Source organism: Paenibacillus sp. LS1 (assembly GCF_026013365.1).
In the GTDB taxonomy this organism is placed as follows: Bacteria; Bacillota; Bacilli; order Paenibacillales; family Paenibacillaceae; genus Paenibacillus.
The window spans coordinates 1,676,382-1,701,497 of the sequence record NZ_JAPDOE010000001.1 but is presented as its reverse complement, the minus strand read 5'-3'; the positions used below and the strand labels follow the sequence as shown (position 1 = coordinate 1,701,497).

General features: G+C 48.0%; 24 protein-coding genes and 1 other annotated feature. Of the genes, 20 read left to right on the top strand and 4 right to left on the bottom strand.

Annotation, left to right across the window (positions count from 1 at the left end):
• Nucleotides 1-15: 15 nt before the first annotated feature.
• On the bottom strand, nucleotides 16-2,445 hold the full coding sequence (gene nirB / locus OM416_RS07410; RefSeq protein WP_264928149.1) for a nitrite reductase large subunit NirB: 2,430 nt from the start codon (nucleotides 2,443-2,445) through the stop codon (nucleotides 16-18).
• Nucleotides 2,446-2,720: 275 nt separating this feature from the next.
• Here nirB and OM416_RS07405 point away from each other — a divergent pair, with 275 nt between their 5' ends.
• The gene (locus OM416_RS07405) at nucleotides 2,721-3,428 is read left to right on the top strand and encodes a metal-dependent hydrolase (RefSeq protein WP_264928148.1); all 708 of its coding nucleotides are present in this window, start codon (nucleotides 2,721-2,723) and stop codon (nucleotides 3,426-3,428) included.
• A gap of 226 nt (nucleotides 3,429-3,654) precedes the next feature.
• Here the strand turns inward: OM416_RS07405 and OM416_RS07400 are convergent, their stop codons facing one another.
• Together OM416_RS07400 and OM416_RS07395 are read right to left on the bottom strand one after the other, a co-directional pair.
• Complete coding sequence (locus OM416_RS07400) at nucleotides 3,655-3,978, bottom strand: hypothetical protein (protein ID WP_264928147.1); 324 nt, start codon at nucleotides 3,976-3,978, stop codon at nucleotides 3,655-3,657.
• A gap of 183 nt (nucleotides 3,979-4,161) precedes the next feature.
• Nucleotides 4,162-5,235: a M42 family metallopeptidase gene (locus OM416_RS07395; RefSeq protein WP_264928146.1), complete on the bottom strand. Its 1,074-nt coding sequence runs from the start codon at nucleotides 5,233-5,235 to the stop codon at nucleotides 4,162-4,164.
• Between the two features lie 652 nt (nucleotides 5,236-5,887).
• Here OM416_RS07395 and spoVAC point away from each other — a divergent pair.
• The 17 genes from spoVAC (at nucleotide 5,888) to leuS (ending at nucleotide 22,843) form a co-directional block, all read left to right on the top strand.
• The gene (gene spoVAC, locus OM416_RS07390; protein ID WP_036615164.1) at nucleotides 5,888-6,391 is read left to right on the top strand and encodes a stage V sporulation protein AC; all 504 of its coding nucleotides are present in this window, start codon (nucleotides 5,888-5,890) and stop codon (nucleotides 6,389-6,391) included.
• A complete protein-coding gene (gene spoVAD, locus OM416_RS07385; protein ID WP_062835569.1) occupies nucleotides 6,388-7,404 on the top strand; it encodes a stage V sporulation protein AD in 1,017 nt (338 codons plus the stop codon). The genes spoVAC and spoVAD overlap by 4 nt, the downstream gene beginning before the upstream one ends.
• Before the next feature lie 5 nt (nucleotides 7,405-7,409).
• Nucleotides 7,410-7,760, top strand: coding sequence for a stage V sporulation protein AE (spoVAE, locus tag OM416_RS07380; RefSeq protein WP_062835568.1), 351 nt, complete (start codon nucleotides 7,410-7,412; stop codon nucleotides 7,758-7,760).
• Between the two features lie 208 nt (nucleotides 7,761-7,968).
• On the top strand, nucleotides 7,969-8,925 hold the full coding sequence (locus OM416_RS07375) for an AAA family ATPase (RefSeq protein WP_264928145.1): 957 nt from the start codon (nucleotides 7,969-7,971) through the stop codon (nucleotides 8,923-8,925).
• Between the two features lie 3 nt (nucleotides 8,926-8,928).
• Complete coding sequence (locus OM416_RS07370; protein WP_413775751.1) at nucleotides 8,929-10,176, top strand: DUF58 domain-containing protein; 1,248 nt, start codon at nucleotides 8,929-8,931, stop codon at nucleotides 10,174-10,176.
• Nucleotides 10,173-12,386, top strand: a complete 2,214-nt coding sequence (locus tag OM416_RS07365) for a DUF4129 domain-containing transglutaminase family protein (RefSeq protein WP_264928144.1) — start codon at nucleotides 10,173-10,175, stop codon at nucleotides 12,384-12,386. Before OM416_RS07370 ends, OM416_RS07365 begins: the two co-directional genes overlap by 4 nt.
• Nucleotides 12,387-12,496: 110 nt before the next feature.
• Nucleotides 12,497-13,024 (top strand): YqeG family HAD IIIA-type phosphatase, encoded by a 528-nt coding sequence (locus OM416_RS07360; RefSeq protein WP_062835565.1) that lies wholly within the window; start codon nucleotides 12,497-12,499, stop codon nucleotides 13,022-13,024.
• The gene (gene yqeH / locus OM416_RS07355) at nucleotides 13,021-14,148 is read left to right on the top strand and encodes a ribosome biogenesis GTPase YqeH (RefSeq protein WP_017687184.1); all 1,128 of its coding nucleotides are present in this window, start codon (nucleotides 13,021-13,023) and stop codon (nucleotides 14,146-14,148) included. Before OM416_RS07360 ends, yqeH begins: the two co-directional genes overlap by 4 nt.
• Before the next feature lie 42 nt (nucleotides 14,149-14,190).
• Entirely contained in the window at nucleotides 14,191-15,060 is an 870-nt protein-coding gene (aroE, locus tag OM416_RS07350) for a shikimate dehydrogenase (RefSeq protein ID WP_264928143.1), read from the top strand.
• A gap of 82 nt (nucleotides 15,061-15,142) precedes the next feature.
• Complete coding sequence (yhbY, locus tag OM416_RS07345) at nucleotides 15,143-15,436, top strand: ribosome assembly RNA-binding protein YhbY (protein ID WP_017687186.1); 294 nt, start codon at nucleotides 15,143-15,145, stop codon at nucleotides 15,434-15,436.
• 15 nt (nucleotides 15,437-15,451) lie between these two features.
• Nucleotides 15,452-16,042 carry a nicotinate-nucleotide adenylyltransferase gene (locus OM416_RS07340; RefSeq protein WP_074095918.1) on the top strand — a complete coding sequence of 197 codons (591 nt, stop codon included), beginning with the start codon at nucleotides 15,452-15,454 and terminating at the stop codon, nucleotides 16,040-16,042.
• Nucleotides 16,026-16,592: a bis(5'-nucleosyl)-tetraphosphatase (symmetrical) YqeK gene (yqeK, locus tag OM416_RS07335; protein WP_264928142.1), complete on the top strand. Its 567-nt coding sequence runs from the start codon at nucleotides 16,026-16,028 to the stop codon at nucleotides 16,590-16,592. The genes OM416_RS07340 and yqeK overlap by 17 nt, the downstream gene beginning before the upstream one ends.
• Nucleotides 16,593-16,609: 17 nt before the next feature.
• On the top strand, nucleotides 16,610-16,957 hold the full coding sequence (gene rsfS, locus OM416_RS07330; RefSeq protein ID WP_036615136.1) for a ribosome silencing factor: 348 nt from the start codon (nucleotides 16,610-16,612) through the stop codon (nucleotides 16,955-16,957).
• A complete protein-coding gene (locus OM416_RS07325) occupies nucleotides 16,954-17,859 on the top strand; it encodes a S1 RNA-binding domain-containing protein (RefSeq protein ID WP_036668546.1) in 906 nt (301 codons plus the stop codon). Before rsfS ends, OM416_RS07325 begins: the two co-directional genes overlap by 4 nt.
• A 129-nt stretch (nucleotides 17,860-17,988) precedes the next feature.
• Complete coding sequence (locus OM416_RS07320) at nucleotides 17,989-18,759, top strand: class I SAM-dependent DNA methyltransferase (protein ID WP_264928141.1); 771 nt, start codon at nucleotides 17,989-17,991, stop codon at nucleotides 18,757-18,759.
• Nucleotides 18,760-18,981: 222 nt separating this feature from the next.
• Nucleotides 18,982-19,938, top strand: a complete 957-nt coding sequence (locus OM416_RS07315; protein WP_264928140.1) for a phosphotransferase family protein — start codon at nucleotides 18,982-18,984, stop codon at nucleotides 19,936-19,938.
• A gap of 112 nt (nucleotides 19,939-20,050) precedes the next feature.
• Nucleotides 20,051-20,320, top strand: a binding site (T-box leader).
• 78 nt (nucleotides 20,321-20,398) lie between these two features.
• Nucleotides 20,399-22,843: a leucine--tRNA ligase gene (leuS, locus tag OM416_RS07310; RefSeq protein ID WP_264928139.1), complete on the top strand. Its 2,445-nt coding sequence runs from the start codon at nucleotides 20,399-20,401 to the stop codon at nucleotides 22,841-22,843.
• On the opposite strand, the gene comER is transcribed toward leuS, so the two are convergent.
• A complete protein-coding gene (gene comER, locus OM416_RS07305; protein WP_264928138.1) occupies nucleotides 22,824-23,669 on the bottom strand; it encodes a late competence protein ComER in 846 nt (281 codons plus the stop codon). The two genes, leuS and comER, sit on opposite strands and share 20 nt — an antisense overlap.
• A 186-nt stretch (nucleotides 23,670-23,855) precedes the next feature.
• Between comER and OM416_RS07300 the strand changes: the two genes are divergently transcribed.
• Both OM416_RS07300 and OM416_RS07295 read left to right on the top strand, forming a co-directional pair.
• A complete protein-coding gene (locus OM416_RS07300; protein ID WP_264928137.1) occupies nucleotides 23,856-24,491 on the top strand; it encodes a ComEA family DNA-binding protein in 636 nt (211 codons plus the stop codon).
• 39 nt (nucleotides 24,492-24,530) lie between these two features.
• Nucleotides 24,531-25,052 (top strand): deoxycytidylate deaminase, encoded by a 522-nt coding sequence (locus OM416_RS07295; protein ID WP_062835557.1) that lies wholly within the window; start codon nucleotides 24,531-24,533, stop codon nucleotides 25,050-25,052.
• Nucleotides 25,053-25,116 lie beyond the last annotated feature (64 nt).

Genomic DNA, 25,116 nt, shown 5'->3' with positions numbered 1-25,116 from the left:
ATCTTGCGTGCTTGTTTATGGACGAGCCGATACTTCGATACCATGGAACATTTTACTTTGGCCTTCTTCATTGCGAATCGCTTTTTGCCAAGGCTCTTCAACATGCTCAAGTGCAAATTCAATCCGCTCCATCAACGCTTTACGTTCCTCAAGGTTATCCACGACCACCGAGTGAATATGCTCCAGACCCACGCGTTCCACCCACTCGGAAGTCCGTTCCAGATAGTTGCCTGTTTCGCGGTAATATTGCATGATGGCGCCGCACAGTTCGATCAATTCTTCATCCGTTTTCACTTTGCACAGGGAATCAGCAAGTCTTGCTTTTATACCGCCGTTACCGCCGATAAAGATCTCCCAGCCGCCGTCGTTACCTACAATACCGATATCTTTTGTACATGCTTCTGCACAGTTCCGCGGACAACCGTTCACGGCATATTTAAACTTAGCTGGCAGATCCAGACGTTCGAATTTACGTTCAATGCGAGCGCCCATGGCCATGGAATCCTGTGTACCGAATCGGCAGAATTGGGAGCCGACACAAGTTTTGACTGTACGCAGCGATTTGGCGTATGCATAACCTGAAGGCATATCCAGTTCAGCCCAGACTTTGGTCAGGTCTTCTTTTTTGACACCAATCAAGTCGAGACGCTGACCACCAGTCACTTTGACTGCTTTAACATCATATTTGACGGAAACGTCAGCGATGCGTTTGAGGTCTGCTGGTGTAGTCACCCCGCCATACATCCGAGGTACAACCGTGTATGTTCCATCTTTTTGAATATTCGCGTTCATGCGTTCGTTAACAAAACGGGATTCCTTCTCATCTTCGTGCGTATCCGGTGCAATCATGCCAAGGTAATAGTTGATCGCCGGACGACATTTGGAACAACCTTCTGGCTGACTCCATCCAAGTACATTCATGACCTCTTTGGTCGTTTGCAGTCCTTTTTGACGAATTTCGGCTACGATCTCATCTCGTCCCATAGAAGTACATCCGCATATTCCCTGTTTCGCACCACTGCTGAAGCCGTCTCCCAGCACGTATTGCAGAATTTGTTCCACAACCGGTTTACATCCACCGCAAGAGCGGGTTGCACCTGTACAGGCTTTGATTTCATCTACAGTGGTAAGGCCCTGGTTTGTAATTACATCGACAATAGTTCCTTTAGTCACCCCGTTACATCCGCATACGATCTCGTCCTCGGGCATCGTTTCAACAGAGGTTGCTTTCTTATGTCCGCCGCAGCCTGTGCCCATGAGCGAACCGTACAGTTCCTCGGTCATTTCGGTTTGATTTTTGATCAGCTTTTGCAATTCGGCAGAATCCGTGATGTCACCGAAGAGCACGGCACCGACCATTTTATTATCGCGGAGCAGAATTTTTTTGTAAGTCCGTTTCCAGTCGTCTTTGTGCGAAATGACGGTGTGCTCTGGACTGTCAATGAATTCACCCGTTGAAAAGACGTCCACACCCGAAATTTTCAATTTCGTGGATACAACAGAACCTTCATAAGGAGCCGTCTCCACACCGCAGATATGTTTCGCGAGAATCATACCTTGCTCGAACAATGGGGCAACGAGGCCGTAACATACCCCGCGGTGCTCTGTACATTCCCCGACCGAATACACATTCTCAAGTGAAGTCTGCATGTAGTCATTCACGACAATACCCCGGTTCACTTCCATACCGCTTTCGCGGGCTACAACCGTATTGGGTTTGATGCCTACAGCCATGACCACAAAATCAACATTCAGTACGGAATCATCGGCAAAACGAATTCCTTCAACTCGTTCCCCACCTAGCAGTTCGGACGTTTGCGCACCCATTTTGAAGCGGATACCCTGACGTTCCAGTTCTGCCTTCAACATGGCTGAAGCTTGCGGATCAAGCTGACGCTCCATCAGATCCTGCATCAGATGTACTACGGTAACTTCCATGCCCAATTGTACCAAACCTTTGGCTGCTTCAAGACCCAGCAGTCCGCCGCCGATAACGGCCGCTCTTTTATACTGTTTAGCAGCGTCCAACATGACATTACAATCGGCGATGTCCCGGAAACCGACAACACCCTCTTTGTCATGCCCTGGTACGGGGAGAATGAAGGAGTTGGAACCAGTCGCAATGATAATTTTGTCATAAGGGAAGCGAGTGCCATCCTCTGTAACGACCTCAAGCGTATCCGGATCAATCCGGGATACAGTTGTTCCTGTATGGAGAGTAATACCATAATCTTCATACCAGTGGAGATCATTCAACACAATGTCATCCAGTGTTTTGCTTCCTTCCAATACATAGGACAACATAATGCGGTTGTAATTAGGGTAGGGCTCTGTGCCAAAAACGGTGATATCGAATCGCGAAGTTAATTTCAAAATTTGTTCAACCGTACTGATTCCTGCCATACCGTTACCAATGATAACGAGTTTCTCTTTTTTTCCGTTCATGTGTGTAGGCCTCCTTGGGTAGACGCTGTACATTACCAACAATTTTAATGGTTTATATTTGAAATTATACAAGTAGCTGAAGATAATATATGTGATTTAATTCACTAATAAAGATAGATGAGTCATAAATATAATAGTGTGAGCCCCATCACAGAATGTTATATTTTTTTCATATAAATGATAAATGCGAACTATTGTTCTTATATTGTTTTCGTTGTAAAATCGGAACTGGGCCCTATATGTTCCCTATTTCTTCGAAAGGAAGTTTTTGCATCATGATGGGAAGATCCCACCTGATTATCGGGACAGGCGTATCGCTATCTGTTCTGCAGTTGGCAGGTATGCCGGTGACTGCGCCTGCAGTTACGGTTGCTCTGATTGGTTCGTTATTGCCTGACATCGATGAGCCGAATTCACTGTTGGTATCGAGAGCGTTACCTAATAGCCTGATCAGGTTGTTACAGACGATTCTGTTGCCCACAGCTGTCTTCGTGTACTTTTATGTTCATGCCAAACCGTGGAATCTGTTACTTGCGATCCTTATTGCGCTCGTGTCATTTCTGCCTTCCCGTTCGCTTCGCAAAGTGCTGATGTTTGCGATTGGACTCGGGCTAGTATTCTATGGTCACGCGTTCGCACCATGGAATCTGATTGCAGGCAGCTTGTTAATGTTATGCACCACGCTAACCCACAGGGGACTGACTCATACCCTGTACGGAACCGCAATATGGGCGGGCTTGCTTTACAGCACGACCCAGCAGCAGGGACCGGAGATATGGGTAGCGGGAGGTACGGCATACGCGATGCATCTGTTTGCTGATTCACTAACCAATCGGGGGATTCGCCCCTTACCACCGCTCAAGTGGCGCATACGGGTCAATCTAATGAGTACAGGAACCAAGCGTGGAGCCGTTGTGGAGAATGTCTGCATTGTGCTTACCCTTATTTTGGCCTGGATTGCTTTCTCACCGTTATTTCTGTAATGACCAAATACCAGTCCTGCATAAGGACTGGTATTTTCTATATTATTAATTTACCTGTATCCATGAGAAGAGGGTCATGTGATCAATTCGTTGTTGGAGTGCTGGATAAACCTTCAATATCTGAGGAGCCAAACGCAAATAAAACAATAAGAATAAGTACAATTAACAGTTCGGCAAATCCGATTCCGTCAAACTCGGACATGACGTCCACCTCATTTCTTGGCCATTAAGAATTGATTCTCTGCTGAAATGCCCGTATAACATCATTGAGCGTCATATCCGCACCAGTTTCATCTAGGAATTGCACCAGTTTGTCTGAATTCGAGGGTGTGACCTTTTGAAGCGTTTTATATTGACCGACCAATTCTACAACCAATGTAGCCTCACGAAACAACGTGACTGAATCCACTCTCAGCTTTCCGCTCACCAATAGCGCTGCTACAATCAGTTCGAGATTTTTCCCTTTGAGGCTTCCATTAAGGAGGGTGTTAGCAGCATTTGTTTTTTTGTTAGAACCTTTATTTGATTTTCCATTCCTTCCCACTGCCATAACAGGTCCCCCACTGGTTGGTGTTTGGTTATTGATCTTCCATTATCGTATATCTTATGTGTGCGTTCTCCATAACGTTCGACCTATTAATCTAGTTGATTAAACCAAAAAGAGACATCCCGGTCTGACGGGACATCTCTTTTTTGGTTTATAATATTTATGGACTTTCCGTTAATCAAACTACTATGCGTTACCAATAATCGTATTCATTGTTGTCCGATCCAGACCCTTCACCAGCTTCACAATCAGCTCTTTGGCTGCATCGTAGTCGTCTGTATGAATGATGGAAGAAGAGGTGTGAATATAACGGGCACAAATCCCAATAACTGTGGATGGCACACCAATTCCACTCAGGTGAACTTGACCTGCATCGGTACCACCTGGTGAGATGAAATACTGCATTTTGATCTGATTGGATGAAGCCGTATCTTGTACGTACTCCACCATTCCGCGATGGGTGAACATACCCGGGTCAAAAATACGAAGTAATGCCCCTTGTCCGATATGTCCAAAGGACTGCTTGTCACCTGTCATGTCATTCGCCGCGCTACAGTCTAATGCAAAGAAGATATCAGGCTGAATCAGATTGGCCGCCGTACGTGCACCGCGAAGCCCCAGTTCTTCCTGAACCGTTGCACCGGCATAGAGTGTGTTAGGCAGTTTTTCCTTGTGCAGTGCTTCAACAAGTTCAAGTGCAAGTCCTACGCCGTAACGATTATCCCACGCTTTAGCCATAATTTTCTTCGGATTGGCCATGGGTGTGAATTCACAGATTGGCACGATCTGCATCCCCGGATGAATGCCCCAGGATTCTGCTTCGGCCCGGTTGTCCGCTCCAATATCGAGATACATGGTGTTCAGGTCAACAGGTTTGCTCCGCTGGGACTCGTCCAGCAAGTGTGTAGGTGTAGAGCCTACTACTCCGGTAATGCGGCGATCAGGTGTGATGATTTCCAGTCGTTGAGACAGTACAGCCTGACTCCACCATCCGCCCAGTGGACGGAACTTGATCATGCCTGTTTCCGTAATGCCAGTAGTCATGAAACCTACTTCGTCAAAGTGTCCGGCTACCATAACTTTAGGGCCGGATTCCTCGCCGCGCAATACACCAAAAAGACTCCCCAGGCGATCCTGTACGAATTCCTCGGTATAAGCGGAAAGTTGCTCTTTCATCCATCCGCGAAGCTCACGTTCAAAACCGGATGCGGAAGGGAACTCCGTTAATGTACGGAACATATCCATCGTTTTTTCATTCATGTGTCAACAACTCCTCTGTTGGTATGTAAATCAGGTCACAGTAGAACGGCTACCCGCCTGTTGTCCTTTAATATGTAGTTCAAAAAGTCTTTTATCTTTTTGAACATGCACTCTAATATGCTGAGGACTTGTTATTTAACCACTGGTCACATTACAGTATGAACCTTGCGCAAGTGATTGTCCATGTTTATGTCACGTATTTAAGGCATGTTTTGGGCTCGGATCGTTTCGAGGTTTCTCCATTCTATCCGCTGTAGTCGCAATCCTGTTGCCACTACAATGAATATGAATATATGGAGGGGATGTCATCATTATGTGAAGGTCTTCATGCTCAATATTCGCTTGTCTGCACACAGGAAGGAGCCGGGATATCAGATGAAGCCTCCAGAAGAAGGCACGGAAAAAGTGCTCTTTATCGTTCTTTTTATCTTGCTCGTGATCGTTCTTCTTTATTTATAGGACGTAACTAAATAATGTGTCAGATCCGGCGTAAACCAATCCTGCTTCCACGGCTTGATCCAGTTGGAAACATATGCTGTCTGTCGCCGGATACATAACCTTCCCATCATTAACAAACAATGAATAGAGGATTACACACATTGGCATTCAGCCTTAGCTTTGATCCATTTTCACATAGAGGAGGTCTTGTATCTTGCCAGCTCAATCTGCATCCGGAAGCGAAAAAAAATCATCGTCCCTTTCCATGGATGAAAAGGAGTACAAGAAAGTCGCCAAAAAACATGAGCCGCCTCGTCCAATCCTGAAAAACTGCCTTAAGGCATTTCTGGTGGGTGGAACCGTCTGTTTGATTGGACAGGCCATTCAAGAGGCTTTTATGGCCGGTTTCGACATGACATCGAAGGAGGCTTCCAGTCCTACGGTGGCGGTCATGATTCTCATATCGGTTATTCTAACTTGTCTCGGTGTTTACGATAAAATGGCTCAATGGGCAGGAGCAGGAACGGCTGTGCCGGTTACCGGATTTGCCAATTCCATGTGTTCTGCTGCACTGGAACATCGGGCTGAAGGACTGGTGCTCGGTGTAGGGGCCAACATGTTTAAACTTGCTGGTTCCGTTATCGTGTTTGGTGTCGTTGCAGCATTTGTCGTAGGCATCGTTTACGCCTTTCTGGGATTCGGAGGTGGACATCTATGAAGCGATTGGGTCGCCAAACGTGGCAGTTTGAGAATCGTCCACGAATTATCGGTAAAGCGGCAGTTGTAGGACCTGATGAGGGCAAGGGTCCCTTGTCATCTGATTTTGATTACGTCTATGACAATCTTGAGATCGGCGAGAAGACGTGGGAAAAGGGAGAACGCAAACTGCTGGAACAGGCCTCCCAGCTGGCATTGGTTAATGCCAATATTACCAAGGAAGAGCTTCACTTTTTTGTTGGCGGAGATCTGATGAACCAGATTATCAGCAGTTCCTTTTCCGCGCGAAAATTGGGTGTGCCTTACCTGGGTGTGTTTGGAGCCTGTTCTACTTCGATGGAAACGTTAGCGCTAGCGTCGATGATTGTTGACTCGGGAGCTGGTGATTATGTCCTTGCAGGAACGGTCAGCCACAATTGTACGGTAGAGAAACAATTTCGATATCCGACCGAATATGGATCCCAGAAGCCGCCTTATGCGCAATATACCGTAACAGGAGCAGGGTGTGGTGTAGTCTCCCGTACCGGTGATGGTCCTGTAGTTACCAAAGCCACCATTGGGCGCATTATGGATTTGGGCATCAAAGATCCCTTCAACATGGGTTCAGCGATGGCACCGGCAGCAGCCGACACCCTGATCTCGCATTTCAGGGATACGGGGTTGGAGCCTAGTTATTATGATCTCATTGTTACCGGGGATCTGGCTTCCGTCGGTCTGCCAATTACCAAAGAGCTTTTGCAAAAAGAAGGCATTCCTATGGAACAGACGGTTTTTAATGACTGCGGCCTAATGATCTATGATCGGGAGAAACAGCCTTATGTTGTTGCCGGGGGAAGTGGATGTGGGTGCTCTGCCACGGTAACCTATGGTCACATTTTGAATCGAATGCAGAAGGGTGATCTTAAGCGTGTGCTCGTCGTTGCTACCGGGGCACTGTTGTCTCCAATTTCGTACCAGCAGGGTGAAAGTATTCCCTGTATTGCTCATGCGGTAGCCATAGAAAAGGAGGGATAAAGGTCATGCAGTTCTTGTGGGCATTTATCGTTGGCGGTTTGATCTGTGTTGTGGGGCAGCTTCTGATGGATGGGGTCAAACTGACACCGGCACATACGATGAGCACACTTGTTGTGGCAGGTGCGCTTGCGGATGCATTTGGCCTGTACGACCCCTTGGTTAAATTTGCAGGTGCGGGTGCTTCAATCCCCATCACAAGTTTCGGTAATTCCTTGGTGCACGGGGCATTGACGGAACTGGAGAAAGAGGGATGGCTTGGTGTCATTACGGGGATATTCGATCTAACTGCGGCAGGGATATCTTCAGCGATCATCTTTTCATTTCTCGCCGCATTGGTGGTTAGGCCAAAAGGCTGACATAGAGTGGAATATCTACTTGAACATAAGGCGATTCAGCAAAGGCTTCGGATAACTTCTATCCGGGCCTTTTTTTGTCGTATTCATGCGTGAACTGCGGTGAATCTGACGGCTGGAAACAAATTGTGAGTTCCTTCGAGTGTACTCACGCCCGTGGATCATGTACAATAAAAGGAAATCTGTATGCTTTTTTAGGAGGTTAGACCACATGCCTGTGCGCAAAGAGTCGATCCAAATCATATCCGCAGTTCGTTCGAATCTGGAATCCTGCATTATGGGGAAATCCTTTGAAATTCAACTTTTACTTACAGCTTTGCTTGCAGGCGGGCACGTTCTGATTGAAGACGTACCGGGAACTGGCAAAACGCAGTTAATCAAGGCGTTATCGAAATCCATGCGCGGAGAGTACCGACGCATTCAATGTAATCCTGATATTTTACCAAGTGATATTACGGGCGTATCCGTGTTTCATCCGAAGGATGAGCGCTTTTATTTCCGTCCAGGTCCCGTGATGACCAACATTTTGCTGGCTGACGAGATTAACCGGGCAACAACGAAAACCCAGTCGGCTTTGCTCGAAGTCATGGAGGAGCGTAGTGTAACCGTTGATGGAGATACGTATGATCTGCCACATCCGTTCATGCTCTGTGCAACTCAGAATCCGATTGATTTTGAAGGTACGTACACATTGCCGGAAGCGCAACTTGACCGGTTTATGTTGAAAATAAGTCTCGGTTATCCCGATAAAGAGATTGAGAAAACCTTGCTCAAGACACATCAGCTGGGTCAGCCTGTAGATCGCCTTGAATCGGTAACCCATATGGACCAAATCTCGGTAATTCAGCAGGAGATTAAGGAAGTCTTCATCGGTGATCCGGTCATGGACTATCTGCTGGACGTTGTTCGTCAAACTCGCTCCCACCCATCTGTATTGCTGGGTGCCAGCCCACGGGCAGCCATATCCTTTATGATGGCCGTAAAAGCCTTTGCTTTCCTGCAGGAACGTGATTATGTGCTGCCGGATGATGTGAAGACGATGGCCCCTTATGTAATCTCTCATCGTATTGTGCTACGTCCCGAATCGAGACTGGACAGTATGAGTTCCGAGGCCGTTCTGAATGCCGTACTCCAGCAGGTACGTGTGCCCGTCTCCATGGGGCAATAGTTTATGAAGCCGCTTTTTAGTACAGTCAATAGAGGGCTGCGCCACCCACGCGTATGGAGCATCGCAATGGTGTGGATGTGCTGTCTGGCTTATGTTTTGTTTCAGGGCGGGAAGACATCACTTATGTTGCTGTCGATGGTAACCCTGCTCTGTGTGTATCTTGCCATTGCTGGATTTAGCGGAGTAAGACGTGCTCAGGGAGTGCGCAAGTTATCTTCTGGTCCGGACCACGAAGAACTGCTGCATGCAGGTGACCAGGTTCAAGTACAGTTGAGTCTGACGATTCCGGGATTCCTCCCGCTTCCCTATGTGGTTGTGCGTGAAATGCTGCACCGGCATAATGGAGAATCCTGGTCGTTCAAGGAAAGTTTGATTCCCAATATGCGAGGAAATGGCGAGCTTTCTTTCCAGACACCGCCACTTGAGCGGGGCAAGTATGTTTTTTCGGAAACGGAATGTGCCAGTGAGGACATATTTGGACTGATTGAACATCGTGGAAAGTTTAAGGCCAAAGGTGAGTTTCGAGTACTGCCAAGAACGGTATTTATTCCATATTGGCAGCTCTACGACCGGAAATCACGATTATCCGGTCCTCAGACGGATCTGACCCGCTCACGCAGAGAGACGACACAGATCAATGGTGTACGTGACTATGTATACGGAGATCGACTTTCCCGCATTCACTGGAATGCTACGGCGAAGACGGGGAACTGGAAATCCAAGGAGTTCGAGCATGAGTCTGTACCGAAAACCATTTTGGTTCTCGATGCGCTGGCAGCAAGTTATGAACATGGGGAAGCATTCGAAATTGCCGTATCCACGGCTGCTTCTCTGCTGGAGTATGGTGCCAGGGAACGGTTGGGGATGGGACTATTGACATTGTCAGAGGAGACATCCTTCATGGCCCCCAGTGAAAGTCTGCTAGAACGACAGAAGATGATGCATCATCTGGTGGATATTCAATATAACGGGCAGGATACCCAGCTGTTGCCTGGGGTGGAAAGAATAGCGCGTCAACTGCCCCAGGGAGCTTATTTTGTTGTGATTTCTCCTCAGAAGGATGAAAAAATATTGGAACTGTTGCGCTGGGCCGATACGCGGGGCATGACGCCATGTCATATTCTGATCGATACCAGTGAATCCCGCCGGAGTGCGGAGTGGAATGCCATGTTGCGTGGAAGAGGCACGAGGTCATTCACTGTTTCTCACTTGCAGGAGCTTCCAACGGTGATGGGGGGAGGTTCTGTATGAGTACAAAAGGAAATGAAAGTGTTACAGGCAAACGATCCTGGTATCATGCAGCTTCATTGCTCTGGATTTTCCTAATTGGAATGCAGTGGATTTCATTTACGCAGGAATCGTGGTATACGGAGACAACTTCTCTGGTGTTATGGACACTTGCAGCAGTCAGTGTGCTGGAGGTCATTCTGCCCTTCAAAACGGTGTATCGGACGATCATCAAGGCGGTTGTCGTTGTTTACATTTTGCATAAAACGCTAATTGATTACACGGTGTACATCCCTTATGGTTCTTTAACAGACCGAGCGGAGCAATTTATATTGCACATGTCGCCGTACATCTGGTTCTCCCTGTGTGCATGGGTAATGCTTGAAGCTGCCCTACGCCTTGTGACCACAACACGTCGCATTCTTGTTTTTCTGGGTGTTAACATCATTTCGATGGGGATTCTTGATTCGTTCACCCAGATTCCACTCTGGATCGAAATCGCTTGGGTGATGTTCGCGGGCATGGGATGGCTTGTATGTCAGCATTTCCGTAATTATCAGCTACAGTATCCACAAGGTTGGAAACGAATCATCCGGTATCCGTATAAAATCCTGGCCAATATTGCCATTATCTTTTCTTTGATTATTGTAGCCAGCGTCAATATGCCGGAGATTCCACCCACCTTGACGGACCCATATACGGCATGGCGTAACTACACCGGCACTTCCACAAGTCAGGCTGGTAACGGAAATCTTGATATTCCGTCGGCTACCGAATCTGGATATAGCAGGGAAGACAATCAGCTGGGTGGAGGATTTAATTTCGACTATACTCCTGTCATGTCTGTCACGACCAATGAACGCAGTTACTGGCGCGGTGAGACACGTGCGGAGTACACAGGCACAGGTTGGGACGACCGCGGACGTGGTGCGACAGAGAATGTTGAAGCGGGACAGCCTCTGGAGAATGATGAATCTGGTAACGTGAACACCAAACAAGTGACTCAGAACGTAACGATGCTGAATGACAATGTCTATCCGATTCTGTTTGGTGCTTATTCGATCTCGGAAGTGAGTTCGATTAACGGTGAGGACAGAACGGAACGTATGCTGTGGAATGCCGAACAGGCTGAACTGCATGTGGTGACAGACCGTCAGCAACCACAGTATCCCAAGACATATACCATCGTATCGGAAGCCCCAGTGATAGTGGAAGATGAGCTTCGTACGAAGTCTTTTGATGATCTGTATACCAGCAATCCGGCAGATGATATGTACTTGCAGTTACCATCCCGTTTCCCTGACCGGGTTTCGGATCTGGCTGCCGAGATAACGGCAACTGCGAATACGCCGTATGAAAAAGTGGCATTACTGCAAAACTATTTACAAACTAATTTTGAATACACGAACAATCCGGATTTATCTCTAAAAGTAAGCAGCGACTTTGTGGAAGGCTTCCTGTTCGATATTATGGAAGGCTACTGTGACTACTTCTCCACTGCGCTAGTGATGATGGCGCGCTCGGAGGGCATTCCTGCAAGGTGGGTTAAAGGTTATGCGCCTGGACAACTGTCCCTGAATTCGGACATGCAGGCTCCACGTCAACCTGGTGCGGAGATTGAGACGACCTACACCGTTACCAATGCAGATGCACACTCTTGGGCAGAGGTCTATTTTGGTGAGTATGGCTGGATTCCCGTTGAAGCAACGCCGGGCTTTGATATGCCGTTGCTCACGGAACAGCCTGATGTACAGCCTGTAGATGAGCCTGAAGAACAGCCAGAAGAGGAGCCGGTACAAGAGGAAGAACAGACCCCTGCACCTGAGCAGGCATCGTCTGCCATCCCGACTTTTGTTATCTGGGCTGCAGGAGCGATTATTGTATTGTGGGTAGCATACATGTTCTGGCGTAATCGTTTCTCCATGCGATTCTTCCTGCTTCGTCTACGGACAGGTGGACCGCTCACCCCTGAACAGAAGGTAGTGGCAGAGACCGAGCGTTGGATTCAGTATGTGAAACGCAAAGGACTGACCCGGAGCGGAGACGAAACACTTCGTGAATCGGTAACTCGATGGAGCCAGGCCAAACCGGCTGCAGAAGCTACATTGCATCAGCTTCTCACGAAGTTTGAACAGACTCGCTACAGTCCGGCGTCCGTAACTGCCGACGACTGGAAGGGTGTTTATCAGACCGCCTTGAAGCTGCGGAAGGAACTGAAAGCGGAACGGGCATAGTTGTTGCCCGTCCCGTTTTTCCTTTTTTCCTATGCCATCAGGCGCTGTATGCATTTTCAGGAAAGACGGATTTGTGATATAGTGTGTCGTATGAAACTGAGGTGACTTCTTTGTTTAAAATGTTAATGCCCAAGCTGCGTGTAGACACGGTTTTTGACATTAATCTGGAAGAGCTGTACGCTCAAGGCTACCGTGGAATTATAACTGATCTGGATAACACACTCGTTGGAGCCAAAGCCCCTGACGCTACGCCCGAACTGATTGAATGGTTTGCACGTGTGAAAGAGGCAGGTTTCAAGCTGATGATTGTGTCCAATAACAATTTGAATCGTGTATCCCTGTTTGCGACCCCGCTGGATATCCAGTTTGTGCATAGTGCACGCAAACCATCGAATGTACCGTTTCGTAGAGCAATGAAAATGATGGAGTTATCTCCTGAAAAAACGATTGTAGTAGGCGATCAGATGCTTACGGACGTCTATGGAGGGAACCGAATGGGGTTATATACCGTTCTGGTACTGCCAATCTCCATTGGAGACGAAGGATTTATGACCCGCTTCAATCGGCGCGTGGAACGGATTGCTCTAACGAGTTTACGCAGGAAAGGCTTATGGCTTGAGGAGGAAAAGAAGAAATGACAGAACCGCATAACGGCAATCTTGCCGTAAGGTGCAGCGGATGCGGCGTGCATCTGCAAACAGAAAATTCGGAATTACCAGGGTTTATCCCCGAGAAAGCACTGGATCGTGAACCGGTTATATGCCAGCGCTGTTTCCGTATCAAAAACTACAATGAGTCATCATCCGTTACGGTGGATCAGGACGAATTCCTGGCGCTGCTTAGCAAAATCGGGGATAAGGATGCACTTGTCATCCATATCGTTGATTTGTTTGACTTTGATGGCAGTATTATCTCCGGTCTGCAACGTTTTGTAGGCAACAATCCGGTATTGCTTGCTGTGAACAAAACGGACTTGCTTCCGAAGGTAACTAACTGGAACAAGGTTCGCAACTGGGTACAAAAGCAAGCCAAAGAACAGGGTTTGCGTACCGTGGATGTAGTCTTGTGCAGTGCAAAGCAAAATCAGGGCTTCGACCGACTGCTTGAGCTTGTGGGAACGTATCGCGAAGATCGTGACGTGTACGTGGTTGGCGGTACCAATGTGGGTAAATCCACACTGATTAACCGTCTGATCCGTGATTACAGCGATCTGGAGCAGGAACTGACCACATCCCGTTATCCGGGAACAACGCTGGATATGGTGAACATTCCGTTGGATGATGGAAAATATATCATTGATACGCCTGGAATCGTGTATCCATGGCGTTTCAGCGAGATTGTTTCACGTAAGGATCTCGCTGCCATCATGCCGGAAAAACCGCTTAAACCGGCTGTGTATCAGTTGAATTCCGGTCAGACGCTGTTCTTTGGCGGCATGGCTCGATTCGACTTTGTTGAAGGTGATCGCCAGTCGTTCACTTGTTTTATCAGCACTGCGCTTGATATTCACCGGACGAAGCTGGAGCGTGCAGATGACCTGTACCGCGACCACCTGGGAGAATTGTTATCTCCGCCAACCCGTGAGGATGCAGCAGAGATGGCTGAATGGACCAGACATGAATTCCGCATCAAACGCGGTAGTCAATCGGATGTATTTATCTCTGGTCTGGGCTGGATTAAGGTTAATGGCGATATTGGAGCACTGGTTGCTGTTCATGCGCCTAAAGGCATTCGTGTACAGATCCGCCCATCCTTGATCTAATAATCTCAGAACCTGTACATCAGATGGATCGGAGGCGGACCTATGTCTGAGCAGAAAAAGTTCAACTCTTCACTTCCCGTGTTGCTTGGTGTCATGGGTGATCCTATTGCTCACTCCAAGTCTCCGGCAATGCACAATGCGGCTCTGCAGGCTGCAGGAGTGAATGGAATGTATATGCCACTGCATGTTCATCCGGATCAACTGGAAGCGGCAGTTCGGGGAATTGTGGCATTGGGCTACCGTGGTGTCAATGTCACCATCCCGCACAAAGAGCAGGTGATGCAGTATCTGGATGTAATCGATGAAAGTGCTCGCCTGATTGGAGCGGTGAATACCATCGTCAATGAAGGTGGAACACTGACAGGGTACAATACCGATGGTATTGGCTATGTCCGATCGCTGAAAGAAGAGGCTGTGCCGGAGCTTGCGGGCAAACGTATTGCTGTACTCGGAGCAGGAGGAGCAGCAAGAGGCGTCATATATGCACTTGCACTTGAGAAGCCTGAGCGTATCCACATTCTGAATCGTACAGCGGATAGAGCTATTGCACTTGCTTCGGATTTACGAGGCCACGGCTTGGGAGAGATCTCGGGTAGTGGCATGGAAGACGTTGCGACGGTACTGGCTACGGCTGATATCGTGATTAACACAACGGCTGCCGGAATGCATCCGCATGTTGATGACGTACCGGTTGATCCCGCACTGATCCGTGAAGGAGCAGCGGTGAGTGATCTGATCTACAATCCGCTGGAAACCCGTCTGCTTCGGGAGTCGCGATTACGCGGATGCACGGTGCACGGTGGTCTGGGGATGTTTGTATACCAGGGCGCAGTGGCCTTCGAGCATTGGCTCGGCATTCCGGCTCCAGTGGAGACGATGAGACGAGCGGTGTTAAAAAGTTTTGAAGTGTGAAAATAATAATTGAATGGTCAGGTCTGGACAGTTTTTACGCTGTCGATCAGGGCCTGCTCAACATAAGGAGTATGGAGTATTCATGTTAAACGGTAAACAAAAGCGCTTTTTGCGGTCACAGGCACATCACCTGACCCCTGTATTTCAGATTGGTAAAGGTGGAACCAACGAGCACCTGTTCCGTCACATCGAAGATGCAATTGAGAAGCGCGAATTGATGAAAGTGCAAGTATTGAACAACAATGACGAGGACAGAAAAGAGATGGCAGAAGAAGTTGCCCGTGAAACGGGAAGTGAGCTTGTACAACTCATTGGTAACACAATCATCCTGTACAAAGAATCTCGCGATAACAAACAAATCGAACTACCTAGATAAGGGAGCGTGACGCAGGTGAAGATCGGCATCATGGGTGGTACGTTTGATCCGATCCACATGGGACACCTCCTGGCAGCTGAAGCGGCAAGGGACTCACATGCACTGGATGAGATCTGGTTCATGCCTTCCCATGTTCCACCTCACAAACGCGGAGCCGGAGCTTCGGGACAGCAACGTCTCGATATGACGGAGGCGGCTGTGAAGGGTGTGCAGCAATATGAGGTGCTGGGTATCGAGATGGAATTGGGCGGAGTGTCTTATACCATCGATACGATGAAGGAACTGTGGCGTCGCCATCCTGAACATGAATTTTATTTCATTATCGGGGCTGATATGGTGAACTATCTTCCCAAATGGGAGCAGATTGAGGAGCTTGCAGAACGCTTAACCTTTATCGGAGTTGGTCGGCCGGGCTTCCAATTACATCTCGATGATTTACCAGACGAGTTACAGGATCGGGTCCTGCTGGCCGAGATGCCCTTGGTCGATATTTCATCGACAGCCGTACGCAGACGTCTGGCCAAAGGTCATTCGGTACGCTTCATGATTCCTGATGAGGTGCACCAATACATTGTAAGGAGCGGTTTATATGGCACTAAGCCGTGAGGAACTGATTCAAGCCGTATCCGGACAAATGCCAGAAAAACGCTGGAAGCATACACTGGGTGTGATGGAATCGTCAGTGATGTTGGCTAAAAAATATGGTGCTGATCCTGTGAAAGCAGATCTGGCAGCGATATTGCATGATGTGGCGAAGTACTGGCCCGTAGCGGAGATGGAAGCGGTCATCCGTGATAACGGATTAAACCAGGAACTTTTGCAGCATGACAAGCAACTCTGGCATTCCGAAGTCGGTGCTTTTGTAGCCGAGCGTGATTACGGTGTAACGGATTCCGAAGTTATTCATGCCATCCGGTGGCATACCTCGGGTCGGGTAGGCATGAGCCTGCTGGACAAAGTGGTATGTCTTGCTGATTACATTGAACCGGGACGAGATTTCCCGGGAGTGGATCATATTCGCGAACAGGCTGAACGTAGTCTGGAGGAAGGTTTAATTGCCGGATTCGATTCGACGATCAGCTTGCTGATCTCGCAGCGACGTGTCATTTATCCTTTGACCATGCTGTCGCGGAATGACTTGATTGCACAATTATAGATTATGGAGGTTGGTTCATGACAGTATCATCGAAAGAACTTATGAATATGGCGGTTGCTGCCGCTGACGACAAAAAGGCATCCAATATTGTAGCGTTGGATCTAATTAATGTTTCTCTGGTGGCAGATTATTTTGTTATTTGTCACGGGAATTCCGATACACAGGTACAAGCCATTGCCACTGAAATTCGCAAACAGGCTCATGCAGCCGGAGCGACGATCAAAGGTATCGAAGGTATGGATTCCGCACGTTGGGTATTGATGGACATGGGCGATGTTGTTGTTCATATCTTCCACCGCGACGAGCGTGAATACTACAACATTGAACGACTATGGTCTGATGCCAAAGTGGTGGAAACTGTATGAGTTTGATTGCTGGAACAGTCGTCTCTTTGCCGGTTTCACGTGAAGTGTCTCCGTTTGGTTTCTTTTTGACGACAGGATCGGAAGATGTACTGCTTCACTACACCGAGTTAACGCGGGATATTAAGATTGGTGAAACGCTTGAGGTATTTGTATTCTTTGACACGGAAGATCGTCTGGCTGTAACGATGAAAAAGCCTTATCTCATGCTTGGCGAAATGGCACGACTGGTTGTGGCAGATGTTCACCCACGACTGGGCTGTTTCCTGGAAATGGGACTTGGACGGCAATTGCTGCTTCCTATTCGTGAACTGCCTGAACTGGAAGAACTGCGTCCTCAAGTGGGGGATGAAGTTTTTGTAATCATGGAACATGACAAGCAGGGACGTCTGCGTGCCAAATTGGCCGGGGAACGTGAGCTGTCACCCTTGTCTTTCCATGCGCCTACTTCATGGTTAAACGAGTGGGTTGAAGCGACGGTATATAAGCCACTGCAGATGGGTACTTTTGTACTTGTAGAGGGCGGTGTATTGGGCTTTGGCGCGATTGGTATGATTCATTCATCTGAACGCAGTCATATGCTGCGTCTTGGTGAGAAAGTTAAATGTCGGGTGACACTGGTACGTGAAGACGGACGTGTGAATCTGGCCATGACTCAACTCAAACAAGTTGGACGTAACGAAGATGCAGACAAGCTGCTCGCCTTTATGAAAGAGCGTCCTATGGGCGGCATGCCTTACTCAGATGCAACTCCGCCGGATATCATCAAGCAGCGCTTTGGCATCAGTAAATCTGCTTTCAAGCGTGCCTTGGGCAAATTGATGAAGGACGGATTGGTGGTCCAAAAGGAAAGCTGGACGTATCTGTCTGAATCTGCTCCTGCGGATCAAAGTGAAAACAAGTAATCTTCCTGATTAAATAGTTGTAATATGGAACTCGGATAAGGCAGGGATAGGCTGGGTAAACACCGGATGCCCCTGCTTTTTCTTTTGTTAACAGGATTGGAAAATGAAATTGAAAGTGCGGTGCCTGACATGTCTTACCGGAAATTTGCCTACGTCTATGATGAATTAATGGAAGATATGCCTTATCCGGACTGGATAAGGTTTGCAAGAACAGCATGGGAAAAGCATGGAATGCCCAAAAGTGTCGCTGAACTTGGCTGTGGAACGGGCTCCATTACGATCCCACTCGTGAACTCCGGTTTCGAAGTTACAGGCATTGACCTCTCATCTGATATGCTGTCGGTTGCACGCAGCAAGATGGAGGCTACGCCTCAGGGTCATCGCTTGTATCGCGAGGGGAGTGTCCGTTGGGTGCAGCAGGATATGCGGGAATGGCGAGTTCCGGAACCTGTGGATTCGGTGATATCTTTCTGTGATTGCGTCAATTATCTGCTTGAACAAGAAGGTGTCATTCGAACATTCCAGCGCACATATGAGATGCTGAAGCCTGATGGAACGTTCCTGTTTGATGTGCATCATCCCAATACCCTTATTCGTTATGATGAGGAGCAGCCTTTCGTACTGGATGAGCGCTCCGTATCTTATATTTGGACTTGTGATCTGGACCAGAATCGCTGTGAGATTGAACATCATCTCAGTATCTTTTCGCGTGTGGATGATGGTCGCAAGGATATGTACCAGCGGTTTGAAGAAGTTCATGTCCAGCGTGCGTATGATCCGGACTGGATGAAGCTGGAGTTGTCCAAGGCAGGCTTTAGAGATGTGAAGGTATATGCGGATTTTGAATGGAAAGAGGCGGGAGACAGCGCACAGCGCTTGTTCTACGTTGCTGTGAAGTAAGAGCGAATCATGAGAACTGTCCTTATAGTGTATAAGGGCAGTTTTTTTTGTTCCAATTTCCATGGAGAATGAATAGCAAGCTTCTGTAATAGAGTAAGGAAATGCAAGGAAAGACATATCACGTGACAAAAGGTATTGCCAGCCAAAGCAAAGGAGGCCATAATAGTCGGATGGAAAGCGTTTTCTAAGAAAATCAATCAATAGTCAAGGTGAGGTGTAGAAGTGGAAAGTACATATAAAACAAGACTCTTGTCAGAACAGTTGAATGCCATAATAGAGCATCATTTCTCTGCAAGTATACAGGATTACAAGGAAATGGTGGATGGCTGGGCCAATCATGCATATCTCATTACACTGAGTGACGCACAGCGGGTGGTACTCAAAATTGCTCCTTCAGCTTCGACCAATCTGATGCGTTGTGAACAGGATCTGATGATTGCTGAAGTTGAGGCATTGCGTTTTGTCAGCGAACTGAAGGATGTTCCCGTCCCCCAAGTGCTGGCTTATGATGATTCGTTAATCATGGCTCCAGCGCGTTATTTTATCATGGAGTATATGTCTGGAACACCCTATAATCAGGTCAAGGATCAGTATTCTGCGAAAGAGCAGGAAGCCGTTGAACACCAGCTAGGTCAGTACAATCGTCGAATTAACGAAATTAAGGGTGAGCAGTTCGGATATTTCTCGGAGCAAAAACAGCGATATTCCACATGGAAGGAAGCATTTATGAATCTGATGGATGACATTCTTACTGATGGGGAAGAAGCCGGGATTACATTTTCGATGGATTACCCTGAGTTGAGACGCTTGCTTGAAGAAAAATCGGATGTGCTGGACGATGTCAAAGAACCTGTGCTTGTCAGTTGGGATCTGTGGGATGGCAATGTGTTAGTGGATGCAGGTCATATCACAGCGATTATAGATTTTGAGCGTTCTTTGTGGGCAGACCCTCTGATGGAGCATTATTTCAGTCATTTTAACTATACTCCCGGTTTTGTGAAAGGGTATGGGCATGCGATTACGACTGAAAGTGAGCTGAGAAGAAGAAGTCTGTATGACTTGTACTTTGATCTTGTACTACGCATTGAGTGCGCTTATCGCCAATATGATAATCAGGAACATGTGAATTGGACCATTCATAATCTGGAGGAAGGCATTGAGCGTTTTCGCTTATCCTAAATAACAAATAGTGTTATGGAACGGTTCGAACCGTGGGATTCAAGAGGGCAATTATGACGTGTAATATTGACTTTGGGCTTGCTTTTTTATATAATGGTCCCGATATTGTATACATATTTCGATGATAAGGATCAGTAGTAATTCCTGTACATAACAGAGAGCCGGCGGTTGGTGCAAGCCGGTTGACAGTGATTTGCGAACTCGCCTTGGAGAAATGCGGTGATTACACCATTCTGTTTAACCTGCTTGTATAAAGCTTGGGTTCAGGAATGGAAATCCGCATCGGTTAACCGCCGTTACAGGTCCAAAGGGAGTGGATGACGAAGCACGTTCGTCCGCTAACTAGGGTGGTACCACGGGAATTCAACCTCTCGTCCCTAGCGCTGCAAACGCTACGGGATGCTGAGGTTTTTTTGTTGCAATTAAAGCTAAAGCGAATAACCTGAAGGAGGAACAATAGATGAGTGAGAATAACCAGCCGAAACACGGCTATCAGCCACAAGTCATGGAAAAAAGTTGGCAGCAATACTGGGATGCAAACAAAACGTTTAAAACGGGTGAGGACCCGGTTAAGCCAAAATTTTATGCACTGGATATGTTCCCTTATCCATCCGGTTCAGGTCTGCACGTAGGCCACCCGGAAGGATATACAGCAACGGATATCGTTTCCCGTTACAAACGTATGCGCGGTTATAATGTATTGCACCCAATGGGTTGGGACGCTTTCGGTCTGCCTGCTGAGCAGCATGCACTGGATACAGGTGAACATCCACGTCATATTACATTCCGTAATATTGATAATTTCCGTCGTCAGATCAAATCGCTCGGTTTCTCCTATGACTGGGATCGTGAGATCAGTACAACGGACCCTGAATACTATAAATGGACGCAATGGATCTTTATCCAGCTGTACAATAAGGGCCTCGCTTATGTTGATGAAGTCGCAGTTAACTGGTGTGAAGCCCTTGGAACGGTACTGGCTAATGAAGAGGTTATTGATGGCAAGAGTGAACGTGGCGGACATCCGGTTGTACGCAAACCGATGCGCCAGTGGGTCCTGAGAATTACCGAGTATGCAGAGCGTCTGTTGGAAGACCTGGAAGAGCTGGATTGGTCTGAAAGCATCAAGGATATGCAGCGTAACTGGATCGGTAAATCGACAGGTGCAGAAGTTGTATTTGCCATTGAGGGTCGCGAGGAAGTTATTAAAGTGTTCACTACCCGTGCAGACACATTGTTCGGTGCGAGCTTTGCAGTACTTGCTCCGGAACATGAATTGGTAGAATCAATTACAACGGATGACCAACGTGAAGCTATTCAGGCTTATCAGGAGCAGGCTTCTCGTAAGAGTGATCTGGAACGTACGGATTTGGCCAAAGACAAAACAGGTGTATTCACTGGCGCTTATGCAATCAATCCGGTTAATGGCGCGAAACTGCCGATCTGGATTGCTGATTACGTTCTTGCAGGTTACGGTACAGGTGCGGTTATGGCTGTTCCGGGTCATGATGCACGTGACTGGGAATTTGCGAAGCAGTTCGGTCTGGATATCATCGAGGTTATTCAAGGTGGAGACGTTACACAAGAGGCGTATTCGGGTGATGGCGCGCATGTGAATTCCGATTTCCTGAACGGATTGAATAATGAAGAAGCGGTTGCTAAAATGATTGCTTGGTTGGAAGAGAACGGCAAAGGACAAGGGAAAGTGACCTATCGTCTGCGCGATTGGCTGTTCAGCCGTCAGCGTTACTGGGGTGAGCCAATCCCGATTCTGCATTTGGAAGACGGAACGATGAAAACAGTATCGGAGGATCAACTTCCACTGCTGCTGCCTGATATCGACCAGATCAAACCTTCGGGTACTGGAGAATCACCACTGGCGAATGTTACGGAATGGGTGAATACGGTAGATCCGGAAACGGGAATGAAGGCACGTCGTGAGACCAACACTATGCCACAATGGGCAGGTAGCTGCTGGTATTACCTGCGCTTTATCGATCCGCACAATGACAAGGAACTGATCTCCAAGGAGAAACAGCAGCAATGGCTGCCAGTTGATCTGTACATTGGCGGAGCAGAGCACGCGGTACTTCACTTGCTGTACGCTCGTTTCTGGCACAAAGTGCTGTATGATCTGGGTGTTGTGGATACCAAAGAGCCTTTCCACAAACTGGTGAACCAAGGCATGATCCTGGGCACGAATAATGAGAAAATGAGTAAATCCCGTGGTAATGTTATCAATCCCGATGAAATCGTCAATGAATTCGGTGCAGATACATTGCGTTTGTACGAGATGTTCATGGGACCATTGGAAGCGACAAAACCGTGGAATGCAAACGGGGTTGAAGGCATGCACCGCTTCCTTTCACGTGTATGGCGTCTCTTCATTAACGAAGACACAGGAGCCATCAATGACAAGATTATGGTGGACGGTGGAACGGATGAGTTCAAGCGGACTGCCCACAAAACGATCAAAAAAGTTACGGAAGATCTGGAACACCTGCGCTTCAACACATCCATCAGCCAGCTGATGATTTTCATCAACGATGCATACAAAGCCGACACACTGCCTCGTGAAGCGATGGAGAACTTTGTGCAGTTGTTGTCACCACTGGCACCGCATATGGCAGAGGAACTGTGGAGCCGTTTGGGTCATGAAGGTGGCATCTCTTACGTGGCTTGGCCTGAATATGATGAGTCCATGACAGTGGATGCGGAAGTAGAAATCGTTGTTCAGGTAAACGGTAAAATCGTAACCCGTGCGACAATCGCGAAGGATCTGGATGCACAGGGTATGCAGGACTTTACGATGGAGCTGGCACCTGTTAAGCAGGCGCTGGAAGGCAAGACCATTCGCAAGGTCATTGCCGTTCCAGGCAAACTCGTTAATATTGTTGCCGGTTAATCTCACCGGCTCGGAATAGTTCATCCAGCTTTAACAAATCTTCATCATATTTGTCATGTGTCGTGTGGATCAGGCTGTCGAAAACACCGTCCAGACTAACCTTCAGCAGTGCAAGTGCCTGAGCGGTAATACCGCCAGGTACAGCGACACGAGCCTGAAGCTCTTGCGGCGTGTATCCTCCTTCGGTGAGCAGCTTGCCTGTTCCCAGGAGCATTTCGCCAGCCAGAGCACAGGCATCTGCCCTTTTGATGCCTGTCAGCTTCACGGCGCTTTCGATCCACTGTTCCAAAAAGAACGATATGAATGCTGGTCCGCAGCTGGAGAAGTCGGATGTGATTCTTGTACAGGCTTCATCCACCTGATACGGCCTTCCTATATGACTGAGTAGATTTTCCAACACAGCGCGGTCTTCGCTGGTCATTCGTTCGCCATGTATGCAGAGGGACGCTCCACTGCCGACTTGGTGTGTGACGCTGGGAATTACCTTGGAGACTTTGCAAGGAAGTGAAGATTCCAGATGTCGCAGCTGCACGGGACTGGTGATCGAGACAATTATATGATTGGGATTCACGACAGGCAGGATGTCGTCAATGACATGTTTGAATTCAAGCGGCTTCACGCACAGGAAGATGATATTGCTTCGGATCACCGTTTCCCGATTGCTCTGGGATTCATGCAGACCGGGGTAACGGAGGGATAACTGACGTACTTTGGACGGGGTTCGATTGCTGGCGGCGATCTGCCGGGGCTCGAGTGCACCCGATTGGATCAGGGCATAGATCAACAGGCTGCCCATGCTGCCGGTTCCGATAAATCCAACCTTCATTGTTTCAGGCCTCCTTTCATGCTTTACGGTACTGGCGCAGTTCATTCCCTCTATTCTATGCGTGAGGACCTGTTTCACATGACATGAAAAATGCATAACTTGTTTCATCAGGAAAAGTCCAACGGTTCGGAAGCACCGCCCGTGTTCGAAATGAATGATTTTGAATTCAGGGAGAGGTGTGGAAGAATGAGATGGAATAAAGGAATGACCATTGCTGCTGCGGTGGTTGGTAGTATACTTATATTATGGTCGGGCAAAAGTGAACAACCACCTAGTGGCTGGGAACCCTTGCAGCTCGGCACCGAGAAGCCGACGATAGAGCAGGAACTCCCTGCTGTACTGTCGGCTACTTCGGTTGATGGCAATGTAGGGGCATCTTCGGTAACGGATGCAAGTGGGATGCAGACTGGGAATGATGCAAAGGCAGGAGAGTCTAAAGAGCTTTCGAGTGTTGCAGTTGAAGGTGATTCAGTTGTTCAAACTACAAGTCAGACGGATGCTAATCCACCAGACACCTCAAATTCGATTGAACCAGTTGCGCAAAGTACGAATTCGAATCCTTCGGTTACCTCCGAGACGGCTTCGAACAGTAATCCACCTGTAGTTCGTGAAGTAACTGGCGACAGTGGCAAGATTGATGTGAATACAGCACCTGTCTCCAAGCTTACGGAGCTTCCCGGAATTGGGGAGAAGAAAGCTCAGGCCATTGTGGACTATCGGAATGCACATGGTCCTTTTGTGAAAGTCAGTGATCTGACGAAGGTCAAAGGAATCGGCATGAAGATGCTGGAGAAGATGGCACCGTATGTGCAGATCCGGTAATATTAGAATAAAAATTGTGTTGAGCGGGAGGAAAGCAGCATGAGTACAGTAGAGGTACGCAAGGACTGGGACACGTATTTTATGGATATCGCATATATGGTCTCGACCCGTTCCCGCTGTTCGCGTCGTCACGTGGGTTCCGTTCTTGTTCAGGGAAAGAAACTGCTGGGAACAGCCTATAATGGTGCACCCACCGGCGTCCCGGATTGTTCTGAAGCAGGTTGCATGATTTCGGAAGAATATGAGTTGGTCGTGACCGATGGTCGGGAAGAAATGGTCAAAAAGCAACGCTGCATTCGCACAATCCACGCGGAGCAAAATTTGCTTTTATTCACAGATCGAATTGACCGCGAAGGCTCATCTGTGTATGTGACCGACGAACCGTGCTGGACATGTGCCAATATGCTGGCGAATAGCGGGATTACAGAAATCGTCTTTCATCGTTCTTATCCTAAAGATACTGGCAAGGTTACGAATATGATGCAACAGAAGGGCATAACGTTCCGCAGACTGGAGAATTACCAGCCACCGCGGGAAACGATGATGACTGTGAGCAATTAATGTGAATATGGTCGAATACGCGAGGGAGAACCTCCGGCAGCCTGAATGGGCTTTCCGGGGGTTT